The sequence below is a fragment of the Trichocoleus sp. DQ-A1 genome (genome assembly GCF_039961955.1).
In the GTDB taxonomy this organism is placed as follows: domain Bacteria; phylum Cyanobacteriota; class Cyanobacteriia; order Cyanobacteriales; family FACHB-T130; genus FACHB-T130.
In genome coordinates, this window is record NZ_JAMPKE010000017.1 from 86,678 (window position 1) to 102,070 (window position 15,393).

Annotated in this window: 17 protein-coding genes; 7 read left to right on the forward strand and 10 right to left on the reverse strand. The window is 46.6% G+C overall.

Annotated features, from left to right (window positions below):
* Positions 1-52 precede the first annotated feature (52 nt).
* The 3 genes from NDI33_RS17115 to NDI33_RS17125 form a co-directional block, all read right to left on the reverse strand.
* A complete protein-coding gene (locus NDI33_RS17115; RefSeq protein WP_190678695.1) occupies positions 53-1,288 on the reverse strand; it encodes an LL-diaminopimelate aminotransferase in 1,236 nt (411 codons plus the stop codon).
* A 112-nt stretch (positions 1,289-1,400) separates the two neighbouring features.
* On the reverse strand, positions 1,401-1,760 hold the full coding sequence (locus NDI33_RS17120; protein ID WP_242033275.1) for a hypothetical protein: 360 nt from the start codon (positions 1,758-1,760) through the stop codon (positions 1,401-1,403).
* Positions 1,761-1,847: 87 nt separating this feature from the next.
* On the reverse strand, positions 1,848-1,970 hold the full coding sequence (locus NDI33_RS17125) for a hypothetical protein (protein ID WP_277878947.1): 123 nt from the start codon (positions 1,968-1,970) through the stop codon (positions 1,848-1,850).
* 462 nt (positions 1,971-2,432) lie between these two features.
* On the opposite strand from NDI33_RS17125, the gene NDI33_RS17130 reads away from it, so the two are divergent.
* Positions 2,433-3,749: a HEAT repeat domain-containing protein gene (locus NDI33_RS17130; RefSeq protein WP_347275948.1), complete on the forward strand. Its 1,317-nt coding sequence runs from the start codon at positions 2,433-2,435 to the stop codon at positions 3,747-3,749.
* A gap of 20 nt (positions 3,750-3,769) precedes the next feature.
* Here NDI33_RS17130 and NDI33_RS17135 read toward each other — a convergent pair whose 3' ends face one another.
* The 3 genes from NDI33_RS17135 to NDI33_RS17145 all read right to left on the reverse strand — a co-directional run bounded on the left by NDI33_RS17135 (position 3,770) and on the right by NDI33_RS17145 (position 7,020).
* Positions 3,770-5,587 (reverse strand): PAS domain-containing sensor histidine kinase, encoded by a 1,818-nt coding sequence (locus NDI33_RS17135; RefSeq protein ID WP_190678697.1) that lies wholly within the window; start codon positions 5,585-5,587, stop codon positions 3,770-3,772.
* Positions 5,588-5,589: 2 nt separating this feature from the next.
* Entirely contained in the window at positions 5,590-5,955 is a 366-nt protein-coding gene (locus tag NDI33_RS17140; RefSeq protein ID WP_190678698.1) for a response regulator, read from the reverse strand.
* A gap of 105 nt (positions 5,956-6,060) precedes the next feature.
* Entirely contained in the window at positions 6,061-7,020 is a 960-nt protein-coding gene (locus NDI33_RS17145) for a diguanylate cyclase (protein ID WP_190678707.1), read from the reverse strand.
* 251 nt (positions 7,021-7,271) lie between these two features.
* Between NDI33_RS17145 and NDI33_RS17150 the strand changes: the two genes are divergently transcribed.
* Positions 7,272-8,270, forward strand: coding sequence for a LysR family transcriptional regulator (locus NDI33_RS17150; protein WP_190412346.1), 999 nt, complete (start codon positions 7,272-7,274; stop codon positions 8,268-8,270).
* Between the two features lie 80 nt (positions 8,271-8,350).
* Positions 8,351-9,424, forward strand: a complete 1,074-nt coding sequence (locus NDI33_RS17155) for an anthranilate phosphoribosyltransferase family protein (protein ID WP_190412347.1) — start codon at positions 8,351-8,353, stop codon at positions 9,422-9,424.
* A gap of 188 nt (positions 9,425-9,612) precedes the next feature.
* Here the strand turns inward: NDI33_RS17155 and NDI33_RS17160 are convergent, their stop codons facing one another.
* The 4 genes from NDI33_RS17160 to NDI33_RS17175 form a co-directional block, all read right to left on the reverse strand.
* A complete protein-coding gene (locus NDI33_RS17160; protein ID WP_190678709.1) occupies positions 9,613-10,548 on the reverse strand; it encodes an MBL fold metallo-hydrolase in 936 nt (311 codons plus the stop codon).
* Positions 10,549-10,556: 8 nt separating this feature from the next.
* Positions 10,557-10,949 carry an aspartate 1-decarboxylase gene (gene panD, locus NDI33_RS17165; protein WP_190412855.1) on the reverse strand — a complete coding sequence of 131 codons (393 nt, stop codon included), beginning with the start codon at positions 10,947-10,949 and terminating at the stop codon, positions 10,557-10,559.
* A 201-nt stretch (positions 10,950-11,150) separates the two neighbouring features.
* Positions 11,151-11,666, reverse strand: a complete 516-nt coding sequence (locus NDI33_RS17170) for an inorganic diphosphatase (RefSeq protein WP_190430695.1) — start codon at positions 11,664-11,666, stop codon at positions 11,151-11,153.
* Positions 11,667-11,930: 264 nt separating this feature from the next.
* Entirely contained in the window at positions 11,931-12,122 is a 192-nt protein-coding gene (locus tag NDI33_RS17175; RefSeq protein WP_190412350.1) for a hypothetical protein, read from the reverse strand.
* A 334-nt stretch (positions 12,123-12,456) separates the two neighbouring features.
* On the opposite strand from NDI33_RS17175, the gene NDI33_RS17180 reads away from it, so the two are divergent.
* The 4 genes from NDI33_RS17180 (at position 12,457) to NDI33_RS17195 (ending at position 15,213) form a co-directional block, all read left to right on the forward strand.
* Positions 12,457-12,654, forward strand: coding sequence for a hypothetical protein (locus NDI33_RS17180; RefSeq protein ID WP_190434305.1), 198 nt, complete (start codon positions 12,457-12,459; stop codon positions 12,652-12,654).
* A gap of 120 nt (positions 12,655-12,774) precedes the next feature.
* Positions 12,775-13,278 carry a DUF4112 domain-containing protein gene (locus NDI33_RS17185; RefSeq protein WP_190412352.1) on the forward strand — a complete coding sequence of 168 codons (504 nt, stop codon included), beginning with the start codon at positions 12,775-12,777 and terminating at the stop codon, positions 13,276-13,278.
* A gap of 119 nt (positions 13,279-13,397) precedes the next feature.
* Positions 13,398-14,360: an alpha/beta hydrolase gene (locus tag NDI33_RS17190; protein WP_190430697.1), complete on the forward strand. Its 963-nt coding sequence runs from the start codon at positions 13,398-13,400 to the stop codon at positions 14,358-14,360.
* 352 nt (positions 14,361-14,712) lie between these two features.
* A complete protein-coding gene (locus tag NDI33_RS17195) occupies positions 14,713-15,213 on the forward strand; it encodes a DUF4278 domain-containing protein (RefSeq protein ID WP_190678711.1) in 501 nt (166 codons plus the stop codon).
* Positions 15,214-15,393 lie beyond the last annotated feature (180 nt).

Genomic DNA, 15,393 nt, shown 5'->3' on the forward strand with positions numbered 1-15,393 from the left:
AACTGATAAGTTTAACGAAAAAAGGAAAAATTAGCGATCAAACCTGCTCCTCCTACACTTTAAATTTCTCGGTAATTCGCTTCATTGCCTCATTCACATTTTCCCGGCTATTAAATGCCGAAATGCGGAAATAACCTTCACCCGCAGCACCGAAACCAGAACCAGGAGTACCGACAACGTTGCAGGTTTGCAGCAACTTATCGAAGAAATCCCAACTCGATAAACCATTGGGCGTTTTCACCCAGACGTAGGGCGCATTCACTCCGCCATACACCGCTAATCCGGCTGCTGTCAGTTGTTCGCGGATAATTTTGGCGTTTTCCATGTAGAAGTTGACTAGCGCCTTTGTTTGCGCTTGTCCTTCCTCAGAGTAAACCGCCTCGGCTCCGCGTTGGACGATGTAGGACACGCCATTAAACTTGGTAGACTGGCGGCGATTCCACAGTTTCCATAGTTCCACATCGGAACCATCGGCGGCTTTTGCTTTCAGCGTTTTCGGTACAACCGTCAACGCACATCGGGTTCCGGTAAAGCCTGCATTCTTGGAAAACGAGCGAAACTCGATCGCGCAATCTCTTGCACCTTCAATCTCGTAGATGGAATGGGGAAGCTCGGGATCGGTTATAAAAGCTTCGTAAGCCGCATCAAAGAAAATGATTGAGCCATGAGCTTTCGCATAGTCCACCCACGCTTTCAGGTGTTCCTTAGTGGCGGTTGCTCCCGTAGGATTATTGGGGAAGCAGAGATAAATTAAGTCAACTTTCTGCGAAGGAATCTCAGCGGTGAAGTTGTTCTCTGCGGTGATGGGTATATACACCAAGCCGCCAAACTCGCCTTTATCGTTAGCAGCGCCAGTGTGTCCCGCCATTACGTTGGTGTCTACATAGACTGGATAAACCGGATCGGTGACAGCGATCGCGTTATCGTCGCCGAAGATATCGAGAATATTACCCGTGTCGCACTTAGAACCGTCGGAGATGAAGATTTCGGAAGCATCAACTTCGCATCCCCGCGCTTGGAAGTCGTGTGAGGCAATTTTCTCGCGCAACCAAGCATAACCCTGTTCTGGGCCATAGCCTTTGAAGGAACCGCGATCGCCCATATCTTCAACGGCTTTAATCATCGCCGTGCGACACGCTTCTGGTAGGGGTTCGGTGACATCGCCAATCCCCAGCCGTATAATTTTTGCGTCAGGATTAGCCTCTGCGAAGGCATTCACCCGCCGCGCAATTTCGGGAAACAGGTAGCCAGCTTTGAGTTTGAGATAGTTATCGTTAATCGTTGCCATGTTGAATCGCCACGAACGCCGTAAAATAGCTTACTGCCAATCGTCGCGTTACGATTCCACGGTTAATACTGTTGAGTGAATAAAGATTATAGATTGGGTTAGTGCCCTAGCGTCACTCCCCAACTACAGACAGCCAACTAGGATAAGCAAAAGAATCCTTACCTTGCAACTTTGAACCTTGGTAAGTTTGAAATACCTGGCTAGCTACCGTTTCAAGGTTATCCATTAGCTTGTCATCTTCGCCTGTAGCTTCAAAAGCTAAACTCCACGAATCCTTGCCATTAATATTTAGCTGAGTGAGTTCAACAGCACAGTCTTGGTAAACACGCTGCGATCGCATCTTCTTCACACTCATCCACGACTCTTTTCCCGCCACCTCTGCGGGAATAAAGCATTTTGAGGTGGGATCTTCACACGTCCACTTCGCCCATTTCTCTGCTTTCCCCTGCACCAAATCCCCAAAACGCAGCACTTCTAATTCGGCTTGACGCCACTTGATTTCCAGCTTTCCTTGCCGCAGTTTGATACCCAGGTAGTTACTGTTAGGTAAGTATAAATACTAGTCTTCTCGGTCTTCTGGTGACTTTATCTGTCCACCGAGACTATCTTGATTGAACCAGCGTTCAATCTCTGTGGGGATTTCGCCGCGCTCAAACCAGCGCATTTCCATCGTGATTAGCATCAGCTTGTCTTATCCAAAATGTTTAGTTGCCTACTTTGAGGCTCTGCGAACAAGAAGAAATTTATTGACATATTGATTGTAGAGATACACAACAATTTTATAAAACTATCTATTTTCAAAAAGCCTATACGGTTAGTCAATATTGATTTTAAAAATTAGTTATAAAAGAAAAAGGCTGCAATCTAGGCTTTTTAATTATAAAATTATTTAATAATGAAATTAAAGCATTAAATCAATGCTTGTTTTACATTGAAAGACGAAGTAGGAATTGATTGAGAAAGGTTTCCATTCGTGAAAATAAAGCAAGCACAGCCTCTATACTGATTTATTGGCAAATCTAGTATCTCCACCAAGATTCTAGGTAAACTAGCTTGTGAAACTTAAAGGCATCCAGGTTCAGGAAACAAGGGTCGTTAGTGTACGTCAAGCGTGTCGGGTTAAAATTGAGTAAAAGTGATTTAAATGATGTTATTAAGTGTTTTAGAGCAGGCTACTATTGCGGCACAGCAAAAAAACTGGTCATTATTAAACCAATGCTTGCAGCAACTGCCACTTAACAAAGAAGAGGGAAGGCAAGGAGAGTCGTTAACAGGAGAAGATTCTAACTCGCTTTACTTAGAGCAATTATTGAACCTGGCTTTAGATGTACTTGATGCAGGGGATTTTCAGGAACGGTGGGAAGTGGCGAAGGTGTTACCCAAATTAGGGGAAGGCGCGATCGCACCTTTGATTTCCATTCTGAAAGACGAAGACGCCGACTTGGAGGAGCGCTGGTTTGCTGGTCGCATTCTGGGAGAATTTGACAATCCTGCCGTCATCACCGCCTTAGTAGAGCTGCTGAGAACATCTGAGGATGAAGAACTTACAGTGGCAGCAGCGGCTGCTTTAGCGCATATCGGCTCTCCGGCTGTGGAGGCTTTGACGGAACTATTAGCAGAGCCAGAGACACGACTGTTAGCCGTGCGATCGCTTGCTCAGATCCGCCGTTCTGAAACGATTGCGCCTCTCCTGAACGTGGTTCAAGATCCCCAATCTGCGATTCGAGCCGCTGCGATTGAAGCACTGGGTAGCTTTCACGACAGCCGGATTCCACCAGTATTGATGGATGCTTTGCAAGATCCAGCCGCACAGGTGAGAAAAGAAGCGGTAATTGGCTTGGGGATGCGCTCTGATTTACTAGAAGAATTGGATCTAGTAAATCAGCTGCAACCGCTGCTATTTGACTTCAATTTGGAAGTTTGCCAGCAGAGTGCGATCGCATTAGGACGATTGGGAACAGATGAAGCCGCCGCTGCCTTGTTTCAGGTACTCTCATCCCCGAATACACCGCTTAGCTTGCAAGTAGACATCGTGCGATCGCTCCCCCAAACAGCAGCCGCCTTGGAGTATTTGCAACAAGCCCTTTCTGTTGAGTCTCCGGTGCTATGGCAGGAAATTGTCACCGTTTTAGGGCGAGTGGATTCTCCAAAATTAGTCCCAACCGCCGCTAAAATCCTGGTGACAGCACTTGAATCAGAAAGCTCAACTGCTCAAGATCCCAAGGTTAAACAAGCGGTGGCAATGGCATGGGGACAGTTAGGAGATGCCATTGCGATCAACCAGTTAATTGAACTGTTAGAAGATCCCGATGCAGGGGTAAAACTGCACGCGATCGCTGCTCTCAAAAAATTTCCCATTGCTTACCAGCAATTACAGCAACTCGCTACCACCGAAAATCTCACCCCAGAATTAAAAGAAGGGGTAGCGATCGCTTTAAAAGAATGGACAGTGAATAGTTAATAGCCACTCGCTATTAACTATTAACACGGAAGCGTTACGGTAAAAGTTGTTCCTAACCCAACTTGGCTATCCACCGCTATCTTGCCTCCGTGTATTTCTACGCACCTTTTTACAATCGCCAGCCCTAAGCCAGTTCCAGGAATTTTGCCAACATTTTTGGCTCGATGAAATGTTTCAAAGAGTCGCGCTAAATCTGCTGGAGGAATGCCAATCCCTTCATCTCTAATTTGGAAAGTTGCCTCTCCGTTCTGGCAAGTCAAGCCAAAATGAACGATGCCACCTTCGGGGGAATATTTAATTGCATTTGATAACAAATTATTCAGGATTTGTCGCAGCAATTTTTCATCCATAGAAACGATTGTCTCAAATTCGTTTTCAGTGACGGTCAAACATTCCAGATTAGAACCTTGAAGAGAGTAATTATCAGTATTGAAATTTTCAAGTTTGAATTGCGTTTGATTACTGACAAAATTTATCTCGTGCTGATTGCTAGCACTCAGTTGGATTTCTTCTACTAAATTACGGCAGAATTCTGTTAGATCGAGGGGGACTGGATTAAATTCTGATTTTCCGGCATCTGCTCTGCCGATTAAAAGCACATCTTCTAACAGGTCGGTCATATTTCTAACGATGTCTTTAATCCGCAGCAAATATTTGCTTTTTTTCTCCTGAGACCATTCATTAGAGCAATGTTCTAACATATGGGCAGACAGAGAAATTGAGGTCAGCGGATTGCGAAATTCGTGGGAAACCATTGACACAAAGCGAGATTTCAATTCACCCAATTGTCGCTCTTGTTCCAACGCCTTGTGAATTTCTTCTTCTGCTTGCTTGCGAACGGTGATGTTGCGAATAATGCTAGTAACGAGAAATCCTTGCGGGGTTTCGATGTGGCTGAGGCTGACATCTACGGGGAACTCAGTGCCATCCTTGCGTCGGGCAAATAGCTCAAACCCCACTCCCATCGGTGGGACTTGAGGTTCACAACAGGAATCAGTGCGTTCTCGATCGTGTACGCGCCGGATGTAATCGGGTAGCAACATCTCCAGAGTATTGCCAAGCAATTCATCGCGCTCATAGCCAAACATTTTCTCAATTTGAGTGTTAACGAGAACGATGCGATCGCTTGCGCCAACAATCGCGATCGCGTCTGGTGCTGCTTCTAGAAATTGCCGGAATTTTTCTTCGCTTTGTCGGAGTTGGGCTTCTGCTTGCTGATGCTTGACAATTTCCTGTTGCGATCGCTCATTTGTCTCCTTTAACTCAGCATTGCGCTGTTTGAGATCCCACGAGAGTTGTCGCGTCCTCAACAACATCTTCATCCGCGTCTGCAACTCCATCTTCTCGATGGGGATTGTGACTAACTCATCAACACTTTTCCACGGGTGTCGAGTCATCAACCCCACATCCTGACGAGGAACGATCAACAAAAATGGCAGAAAAACTGGTAATTCAGCGGCTTTTCTAGCTTGCACCTCTTCCCAAAACTGCTTTAGAGCCACGCTATCTAAGACGCATAGGTCAAAAGCTGTGTTCAGGATTAAAGACTGAGGGCTAAGCGGTAAGGGTAGAACAGTACCCTGCCCGTGCTGAGTGCTGAGCAGCGCAGCCAGGGTGGGGAAACCCCGTTCCGGCTGAGAACTGAGAAGACGCCAATTTATCCCATTTCTACAAGACTGAGTATTGAGTAAAATTTCTCTGTTGTTCTCCTGCTCCTTAGCTCCTCGGCTCCCCGTCTCTTTTTCGTCAGGTAGCAATACTTCGTGATGCCCAGCAAGCCACTCTGAGAGCAGGCGGCGGTTTTCTTTTTGCTCTACAAGCAACAAAATCCGGCTCATACTTAATCTCTTAGTAGACTGCGAACGATCACTAGGAACTTTTTGACGACTAGCGGTTTAACTAATGTACTTTGCATTCCGTGAGCTAGGTTTTGCTGCTCAATCGCGACACTTTGCTTAGGCAAGAGTATTAGAAAGGGTATTTGCCGATCCCGAATTCGTTCGCAGCGTTTCCAAACACGCCGGTAAAAACCGTCTATGTCCACCAGCGCCAAACCGATTGCTTTTGACTGGCTTAGGGCTAGATCGAGTGCCTCTAAAAGGTTAGCACTTTTGACACAATCCCCTTCTTTGCCGAGGAATTGAGCCACAAGTTCCAGGTAGCACGGGTTTCGCTCTGCCGCCAAAATAAACGGTTGCTCCTTCAAATTTCCCCCTTTGTTTTGGGTTCTCTCTAGTGCTATCGTAATTCAGTCATAAGTGCCGTGATATGGCTCACAATGGCTCAATATTCAGTTATTTGGATCTTGAGGTTAGCCTGAAATCGGATAAATTTTGAAGCGATCGCTTCCTTCCTCTTTTGCTACAGATAGCATCTTTTGCGCCTCAGCAATCAAGGCTTGTGGGGTGGAATTTCTCTCAGGAATTAACGTGGCAACCCCTAAACTGATAGTTACTCGGTCGCCAATCGGAGAATTCGCGTAGGAAATGTTTACATCTGCCACATTTAAACGCATTGCCTCTGCCACGACAATCGCCCCAGAGCGATTGGTATCGGGGAGAAGTGTCACAAATTCTTCACCCCCATATCGGGCGACAACGTCTCCACATCTTTTCACAGCAGCACTTAAAGCTTTTGCAACTTCTCTCAGACAATAATCGCCTCGCTGAAGTCCGTAGGTATCCTTAAAATCTTTAAAAAAATCAAGATTAATCATAATCAACGACAGAAACCTTGCCTCTCTTGCTGCACGTCTCCATTCCCGTTCTAAAATTTCTTCAAAATGCTGGCGATTAGCAATTCCTGTCAGCGCGTCTCTAAAAACTAGGTCATCTACCTTTGGGTTAGACTTCTGTAAATTGGGTGCCGCTTTTAATAGCCGGTTGTCGCGGGCTTTCCCAAGCTCAAATTTAGATCTGTGTTTCAAAATCGAACTAACTCGCGTCAGTAGTTCTGCTTTACCGATGGGTTTGATCCGATGATCGGCAGCGCCAGCGATCAGTGTAAACTGCCAGTCCGTTGAGCCAGACTGGTTAGAAAGCATCAGAATGGGAATTGCCTCGTGCCGCAGCCATTCGCAAATCCGACTGTCTAGACTACAGATATCTACGATAGCGAGACTGATTTGTGCAGAATGTCTCAAAGCTTGCTCAAACTCCTCCAAGCTGTCAGCGGTGAGGATTGGATATCCTTCCTGAATCAAGAATTGTGCGATCAGTTGCAAGTTGTGGTGGTTTCGGCTGGCGACTAGGAGCGATGTTTGTTTCTTCATGCTGATTCATCAGAGAGTGCTAAGGGGTATCTTTTTCATCACTCATTTTGATGCGATGCCGTAGGCGATCGCTTCGCTGAGTATACGATTGGCGTATATCGTATTTATTTCCAAGGGTTTTCCCGTTCATGCTATGGTAAGACCCGCTTGTGCCACCCTGACTAAGCTGCTGTATCAAGCCCTACCAAAACAGTTAAGCAAATCCGCTAAATTCATTTCATCGGCTTTAAATGTAATTTAGGCTACATATCATGCGACTAGAGCAGTTGCAAGCCTTTCTAGCAGTTGCTGAAACCGGCAGTTTTCAGCAAGCGGCGCGAAAGTGTGGGTTCACTCAGTCCACTATTAGCAGGCAAATCCAGTCTCTGGAAACGGATCTCGGTATTTCCCTGTTTCATCGCACGGCTCAGGCAAAGCTAACAGTCGGAGGCGAACGCTTTTTGCCCCGCGCCCGCAAAATTTGTCAAGAGTGGCAACAAGCCACGCAAGAATTAGCAGACTTGTTGGCAGGAAAGCAACCCGAACTCTGTGTAGCGGCGATTCACTCGGTTTGCGCCCAATACTTGCCGTCCGTGTTGCAGCAGTTTTGCCGAGATTACCCGGCGGTGCAGCTGCGGGTAACTTCGCTTGGAAGCGATCGCGCTCTCAAAGTTTTGCGAGACGGAATGGTCGATGTCGCGATCGTGATGAATAACCGCTTTTTAACGGCTAGCCCGGATATGGTGGTCGATGTCTTATACAATGAACGCATCGAAATCTTGATGGCGGCAAATCATCCCCTGACTAAGTACCAACAGGTGCCCTGGTCAGAACTCGTTCACTACCCGCAAGTGGTATTTAAGGATGGGTACGGGATGCAACGCTTGGTACAAGAGCGATTTTTGCGGCAAGGCGCTAATCTTCAGGCGGTGATGGAGTTAAATACGCTTGATGCCTTTCGCGGTGTTGTGCGGCAAGGAGAATTGATTGCCCTTTTGCCCCAGTCAGCTTTGGTAGATGCTCGCCAGGATGCAACGCTGGCGATTCGAGTCATTGATTCCACACCCGCGCCAGGGACGCCAAACTTAGCCGACTCGCTGGCAGATCCCAGCTTGTCTCGTCAGGTCGTGATGGTAACAACGCGCGATCGCTTGCTGATTCCCCCCATTCAGCACTTTTGCCAGATGGTACGCGAGTTAGTCCCGATGCAATTTGCAGGAGCGATTGGCAACACAATAATCTGTTCGGATGCTTCTATACCTGTTAACTAATGGTTAATGGCTATTGCAAAAAATCTTTTGGGAATTAGCCATTCGCAAAAACTGATAACGATTGACTACGACAAAATACTATGAGTAATGAGTTCAGGGAAATTCTGCGAAAAGTGGGTAGTGGCGTCCATACGGGCGAAAATATAAGTCGCTCCGAAGCTGAGGAAGCGACACGGATGATGCTCCTACAGGAAGCAACACCAGCGCAGATTGGAGCATTTATGATCGCCCATCGGATTAAGCGTCCCACCGGCGAAGAATTGGCAGGGATGTTAGACGCTTACGACGCACTAGGGCCAAAACTGCAACCCATCGACTCAGAACGCCCGGTTATCGTTCTGGGGACGCCCTACGATGGGCGATCGCGCACGGCACCCATAACGCCACTGACAGCTTTAATCTTGGCAACCACTGGACAGGCGGTGGTGATGCACGGGGGCGACCGGATGCCTACCAAGGAAGGCTTGCCACTGATTGAGATTTGGCAGGCGTTGGGTGTCAATTGGGCTGAGTTATCCCTCCCTGTCGTCCAGCAGGTGTTTGAGGCAACTCAACTCGGATTTGTTTATTTGCCCAAGCATTTCCCCCAAGCGGCAGGACTGGTTCCCTACCGCGACCAAATTGGCAAACGTCCCCCCTTTGCAACGATGGAGTTAATGTGGTGTCCCTATGCAGGGGAAGCTCACGTTGTGGCAGGGTTTGTCCATCCTCCCACGGAAGGGATGTTTCAAGACTCTTCGGCATTGCGAGGCAACCCCCAGTATTTCACAGCGGTGAAAGGATTAGAAGGTAGCTGCGATTTACCGCGCGATCGCACGGCGATTATTGGAACTTGGCAACCCGGTTCGTCTCCGCAACGCCTCCTGCTTCATCCCCGTGACTACGGCTTTGAGGGAAAGGAAGTTGCCCTAGACTCCGCAACTGAATTGGTACAAGAAATGCAAGCCGTGCTGCAAGGTAACAAGAGCGAACTTATGCAAGCAGCTATCTGGAACGGTGGTTTTTACCTATGGCACTGCGGTCTCGCCCCAGATTTATCATCCGGTTTGACTCAGGCAGAAACTTTATTGGGTAGCGGTCAAGTTGCCCAGAAACTACAGGAGATTAGTCGGGTGATTTCTTCTTTAAGTTCTTCAGTCTTCAGTAGTCGGTAGGAGGAGGATTAGGAAAAAGTTTTGAGTTTTGAGTTTTGAGTTTTGAATTTAAGAACTCTTTTGTCACTCATCCCTCTTTTCCTAAAGTAACAAAAGAGGGATCAAAACTCTGAATTACCAGAAAAAAGTTTTGAATTTTGAATTAAAGAACTCTTTTGTGGCTCAAAACTCTACACTCTCATGACCGATTACTCAACGGCTAAAATCATTCCTTCACGGGCGAGTAATCCATTCGGAAACGCCGACTGGATTTGTCCTTCTACTTGGTCGAGAAAGTCATCGCTGTAGTCTGGTTCGTAGCTAAACATCACCAAATTTTTGACGTTAGCCGCATCAGCCGCTTTAACGCAGGTTTGCCAGAAGGGATTTTCGCAGGGTTGAATCGCAAAGTCACCTGCATGAGAAGACTCACCGTTTGCCCCCAAACCTTGGTCTAGTTCCGGGGAAGTCGCATTGCAAATGAGTAAATCGGCTTCACGGGCTAAGTGCAGCAGATTTTCATCAAGGGCATTCGGATCGTTGTCTGCACCCGTAGCGTAAACAGCCGTGCGTCCCTGCCAGGTAACTCGGTAGCCTATTGTCCGCAGGGAATTGTTGGTTAAACAGGTTTCAATCGTGATATCGTCTACCGCGAGCGTCTCGCCGGGAGTTAGATCGTAGAACTGTAGTTCTGATTGCATCACCTGTATAGGGACTGGAAAATTCGGAGGCGTCATCTGGTCGCTGAGACTTTGTTGAATCGATGCTCCATCAGATCCTGCTGCCCCATAAATATGAAAACAATTGCCCTTAATAAAGGCAGGAACGAAAAAAGGAACGCCTTGAATGCGATCGCTTTGGGAGTCGGTAAAGAATACGTAAGCTTCCACCGGCATTTGACGCAGTAATTGATTACCCAGTAACCGCAAGCCGGTGCCGCCATCAAAAATTAATCGTTTGGAGCCTACCCGCATTTCCACACAGGGAGTATTGCCGCCGTAGCGAAGCGTCTCCTTGCCAGCGGCGGCAATTTTGCCCCGCACACCCCAAAACTGCACCACAAACTCTGCGTCAGCTTGGGTTGACTGACTTGCTGTAGGATTGGAGATTTGAGGATTTGGTGCCGCTGGTTCTTTTGAAGACATATATTCGCTCAAGAAGTTAGCTGCACGCTTAGCAGATCGTCGTAGCGGCGGACTTCTATTAACCGATTTTGCCCGTCTACGAGGACAACTTTAGGTTGATAAGTTTTCAGTTCTTCTGGGCTAAATTGCCCGTAGGTCATGATGATTAAGCGATCGCCCTTCATTCCCAAACGAGCCGCCGCACCATTGAGTTCGACTGCCCCTGAATTTGCAGGTGCCGCGATTGCATAAGTAATCAAGCGCTCTCCATTCGAGACATTCACGACTTGTACCTGTTCATAAGGTAGTATACCTGCGGCATCCAACAGGGTTCTATCAATACTGATACTCCCTACATAGTCAAGATTTGCCCTAGTAAGCGTGCAACTATGAATTTTTGATAGAAGAAGCGATCGCTGCATACAAGAAAGGTAATTAACACCATTGAGAAAGTGCAAGGCGCTGATTGCTTCTCCTGCTATGCCTGCACTTTCCTCATGTTGTATCTATCAGCACTAGGGTTCGGCGCATGAAAAGTTTTCTCAGCTAAAGCTGATTCTAACGTTCTCAAACCACTTCATCCCTCAATTTTTTCCTAGTTCGCTCACCTAGCGCTCGTAGGCCTACCCTTTGCTGCCAGCTTCAATACATTGTTCCACCAGTGGCATCACTTTATCGACATCTTGCCAACCCAGAATTTCCGTGACCTTTTTCTCTAAATTCTTGTAGGTCTTGAAAAATTCTGCGATTTCGTCTAGTCGGTGTGGCGCAAGGTCTTTGAGAGATTTGACTTGGGCATAGCGCGGATCTTTGTCGGGAACGCACAGAATTTTTTCGTCCCGATCTCCCCCGTCAATCATCTCTAACATTCCGATAGGTCGCGCTTGAATAACACACCCTGGAAATGTTGGCTCTTCCATTAACACCATGCCATCCAGGGGATCGCCATCATCTGCTAGGGTGTTGGGTACAAAGCCGTAGTCATAGGGGTACTGCACCGAAGAATAAAGCACCCGGTCTAAGGCAAAGGCTTGTAAGTCCTTATCGTACTCGTACTTATTTTTGCTACCAGCGGTAATTTCAACCAGGACGTTAATGAGACCTGGTTTGGGTTGAGCAGGAATGCGTGTTAAATCCAAAACGTTTCTCCAGTTTCTCCAAGCAACACAAAGTATTAGGGGTGCCCTGATGTTCAGTTTGAAGGCTGTAGAGGCTTAACGTAGTTACTTTACAGCCGCTACGAATCGCACCCGTTGTTGAAGGAGGAATCAGAATATTCCTCCTTCATCCTTCATCCTTTCAGATAGCCCTTGTGAGCATTCTACGGGAAGAAGGTCAACACAGAATCTTCTGTTTACCCAGATTCCAGGATTACGCGATATCCATTTGTTGTATCTTGAAGGTCAGTCTTCGGGTATCGGGATTGAATAGCTGGTTTGCTGCTGCAAGCTTTGAGCGCCGCTTGGAGAGTAGTGAGCGATCGCAAACACAGGTAAGGTCAAAGTCAACAAAGCAATTGCAGTTCCTAGTAACTCTGCCCACCTTTGCGGAGGAGGTTGGTCAGAAGAGTTAGAGGACTGGCTACTTAATTCCATAAAAAGATAATTGCAAACTCAACACGATCAAATGAAACAGTGAAAAGAGGGGAAATATTTGAACCTCCTCTGTTCTTAATTCTAGCGAGTTCTTCTAAGCTGTCTGTCGTCTATTAAACAATCTCAACCTATAGATAGGTGCTATCAAACACGCTGATGGATGTCAACCGTCTTTGGGAATAGAAGATTAAAGCTTGAAAGGAGGAGAAATTTTAGGTTAGTTTAAACATTTAACTTGCAAGTTGTTAACTTGCAAGAATCGGGGCTTAATTCTAGTGCCCGACGAAGCTATGATGCATAAAAGAAGCTCACACCGGAAGACGGAGTGGTAGCCATGTACCTTCCCAGTGCCCTTGCCGACGAACTCAAGCTCTACCTAGAGCAACTGGCTGACAAGGGAGAGACACAAGCGCAAACCCTGTTAACTCAAATCGAACAAGTTGCAACTCCTAGCTCAACGCTGACAACGCTAACGGATATGGAGCAAGAAATGTCTTCCGTACCTCCAGAAGGGATGGGTTTGAGGTGTTGAACACTGATGCCAACAGCAAGACGTTCCAATAGCAAGACGAAGCTTTGTTCCTTTTCCGTCAGTAGTAGGTGGTAACGATTTTTTCCCTATCCGCTACTCACTCCCCCATTATCGATTCTGATGTCTCAGCCTCCTCCCAAACCTCCTATAAGATCGACGGACGCCAAGTCAGCTAGAATTAAGCGCCTGCGATCGCTTACTTATATTCTGGATAATGCGATCGCGATTCCGGGAACTTCCTACCGCGTGGGCATCGATCCTCTACTTGGACTGCTCCCTGGAGGCGGAGATATACTAGGAAGTGCCTTATCAGGATATATCGTGCTGGAGGCAGCGCTGCTGGGACTACCGCGCGAAGCTTTGGTGCGGATGGTGCTAAATATTATTTTTGAGACTTTAGTTGGCACTGTGCCGGTGTTGGGGGATTTCTTTGACGCTACCTGGAAAGCGAATGCTAAAAACATGATGCTTCTAGAAGCTCATCTCGCTTCTCCTCGGCAGAGTCAAAAGGCAGATTGGTGGTTTATCATTCTGCTGTTGGGTGGGTTGATGCTCTTTGTGATTTGCATTGCTGCTTTCAGTCTTTTTATCCTGAATCTGCTGTGGCAAACGATAACTAAATAAAAATTAAAAATTAAAAACTTTAATTCGTTTCTCTTTTCCAATCTGATATTTTTAATTCCTTGCAAGCAAAGTTTATTGGCTAACCCTTGAATTCGATTCTCAAGGGAATTGTACAACAGATGAGTAAGAAAGACTGGTGGGAAGCCACATTTCCAAACGGGCGTCAAACGATAACCATTTCTGATGCTAACGGGAATCCTGTAAAAATTGCTTATGGCGAAAAAGGTACAGGTAAACCGCTATTTTTAGTGCATGGAATGGCGAGCTGGAGCTACAATTGGCGTTACGCAATTGAGCCGTTGTCACAACATTTTCGCGTCATCTGTTTCGATGCGAAAGGACACGGTTTTTCCGAGATGCCATCACACCCGGAAATACTCGGTCATCAATCGCTCGAACTAGAGCAGATCGTGCGAGCGTTATGCGATGAACCGGCTGTTGTGGTAGCCCTATCTTTGGGGGCATTAGTGACCCTCGCCACCGCCCAAGCGCATCCAGATTTATTCGATCGATTAGTTGTAATTAATGTACCGATTTTCCTCAAACGATTGCCATTTTGGGGGATGCAGTTATTAGCAGATTTGCCGTTAGATTTAGTTAAGATAGCGGATCATCTGCGCGTGACTCAACTGTTTGCACCGCTACTGTGGCAAATTGTAGCCTTCGGGCGTCGGGAAGTTGTAGTGGATTGGACACGAATCACACCCGAAGAAGTTTACTGGATTACTTATCCGTATGTTGAATTTCCGAATGCTTTGACAAAAACTGCCGAGGATTTACAACACGCGGCGCAAGAAATTCAGCGATTGGTAAAGAATGAACCGAATTTAATTCGTAACGTTCAAGATAACCTGAGTGCGATCGCCTGTCCGACTCTAATTCTTTGGGGCGATCAAGATCAATGGTTCCCAGTTGCTGATGGCAAAAAACTTCATGCCTGTATGCCCAGCTCTAAGTTTAAGATTATCCCCGACTGCGGTCATGATGCGGCGGGAAGTCACGCAGATGCGATCGCGTCCGAGATTCTTGAGTTTATGCGCGATACAGATTTTCTAAATTCAGAATCTTTGTATCGTTTTTAGCAGTAAAAGTCTCCTAAGTATTGTTCATTTGATGCTAAATTCCAGTAGAGGCGGGATTTTCTCGTCTTACTCGCTATATAAACAAAGTCCGCACCGCTGTCAAAAGTGAGCGCTGAGAGAGATCTGTCGCCGTATTGTTAGGCTGCGATCGCTTTCCCGCCAGTTATGATAGTTTCTTCTCTGCTTGGAACCTCAGCCAGTTCTTAAATACGACCGATTTAGGATTCAACTGTTCAACCAAAAGGATGAGCCAAATTAATCCACCAGTAGTAGGCTGATTAGTAATAATTCGCTTATATTTTTAAATACACTTCGCACTCTAGTTTCAGAGGTAACTTCAGAAGTGATAAATATGTCCTTGTCTTTCATCATGCCGCTAGCGATTACCCTGCTAGCTGTCTATATACTTCAAAATTCTGCTGACGAAATTTCCTATCTCGCCGCCGCAATTTCTCTTGTTGGTTTATTTGTAAGTTTGGTTGTAGCGCCTTGGCAAATTCAGGTATTGCTGCTATTGGTTGTACTGCTAAGCGCGAGACGACTTTTGCAGCAATGTCAGCCTGTAGTCGAGGCTCAATTTGACACGCAATCTGAGCCTAAGATTGAGCCTCAGCCTGAATTTCAGGAAGACGACAAGACTCAACTCAGCTATCGCGGGATTAACTACGAATCCACCCCTTCAACTGTTGAAGTAGCAGAAGTTGAAGTTACAGGAAAATACCGGGGTCAGGTTTGTAAAGTCCGCAAAACAGAAAATATGCCGGTGTCTCAACCGACATCGGGATTAAAATATCGAGGTGCTACCGTTATTCCTCAAGCTTCCCCTACACCTCCGGTTGAAGAATCAAAATAAACGCCAGAATCTTAGCCACAGATGCAACGGTAGCAATTGAGGGAATTTTGCTCTAAGCGACCTGCACTTAAAATATGCTGTTGCTCGGGTTGGATTAGGGCGATTGTTTAAACAGAAACTCTCCTCGCTGCAATTCGCAGACGACCTCTACAGATTTCTGGAGTACGCACAATTAATTTT

Bases quoted from the DNA above. Each gene is read 5' to 3' on its own strand.
- NDI33_RS17115 (WP_190678695.1), bottom strand. From the start codon at position 1,288: ATGGCAACGATTAACGATAACTATCTCAAACTCAAAGCTGGCTACCTG.
- NDI33_RS17125 (WP_277878947.1), bottom strand. From the start codon at position 1,970: ATGCTAATCACGATGGAAATGCGCTGGTTTGAGCGCGGCGAAATCCCC.
- NDI33_RS17130 (WP_347275948.1), top strand. From the start codon at position 2,433: ATGATGTTATTAAGTGTTTTAGAGCAGGCTACTATTGCGGCACAGCAA.
- NDI33_RS17135 (WP_190678697.1), bottom strand. From the start codon at position 5,587: ATGAGCCGGATTTTGTTGCTTGTAGAGCAAAAAGAAAACCGCCGCCTG.
- NDI33_RS17145 (WP_190678707.1), bottom strand. From the start codon at position 7,020: ATGAAGAAACAAACATCGCTCCTAGTCGCCAGCCGAAACCACCACAAC.
- NDI33_RS17150 (WP_190412346.1), top strand. From the start codon at position 7,272: ATGCGACTAGAGCAGTTGCAAGCCTTTCTAGCAGTTGCTGAAACCGGC.
- NDI33_RS17155 (WP_190412347.1), top strand. From the start codon at position 8,351: ATGAGTAATGAGTTCAGGGAAATTCTGCGAAAAGTGGGTAGTGGCGTC.
- NDI33_RS17160 (WP_190678709.1), bottom strand. From the start codon at position 10,548: ATGTCTTCAAAAGAACCAGCGGCACCAAATCCTCAAATCTCCAATCCT.
- panD (WP_190412855.1), bottom strand. From the start codon at position 10,949: ATGCAGCGATCGCTTCTTCTATCAAAAATTCATAGTTGCACGCTTACT.
- NDI33_RS17175 (WP_190412350.1), bottom strand. From the start codon at position 12,122: ATGGAATTAAGTAGCCAGTCCTCTAACTCTTCTGACCAACCTCCTCCG.
- NDI33_RS17180 (WP_190434305.1), top strand. From the start codon at position 12,457: ATGTACCTTCCCAGTGCCCTTGCCGACGAACTCAAGCTCTACCTAGAG.
- NDI33_RS17185 (WP_190412352.1), top strand. From the start codon at position 12,775: ATGTCTCAGCCTCCTCCCAAACCTCCTATAAGATCGACGGACGCCAAG.
- NDI33_RS17190 (WP_190430697.1), top strand. From the start codon at position 13,398: ATGAGTAAGAAAGACTGGTGGGAAGCCACATTTCCAAACGGGCGTCAA.
- NDI33_RS17195 (WP_190678711.1), top strand. From the start codon at position 14,713: ATGTCCTTGTCTTTCATCATGCCGCTAGCGATTACCCTGCTAGCTGTC.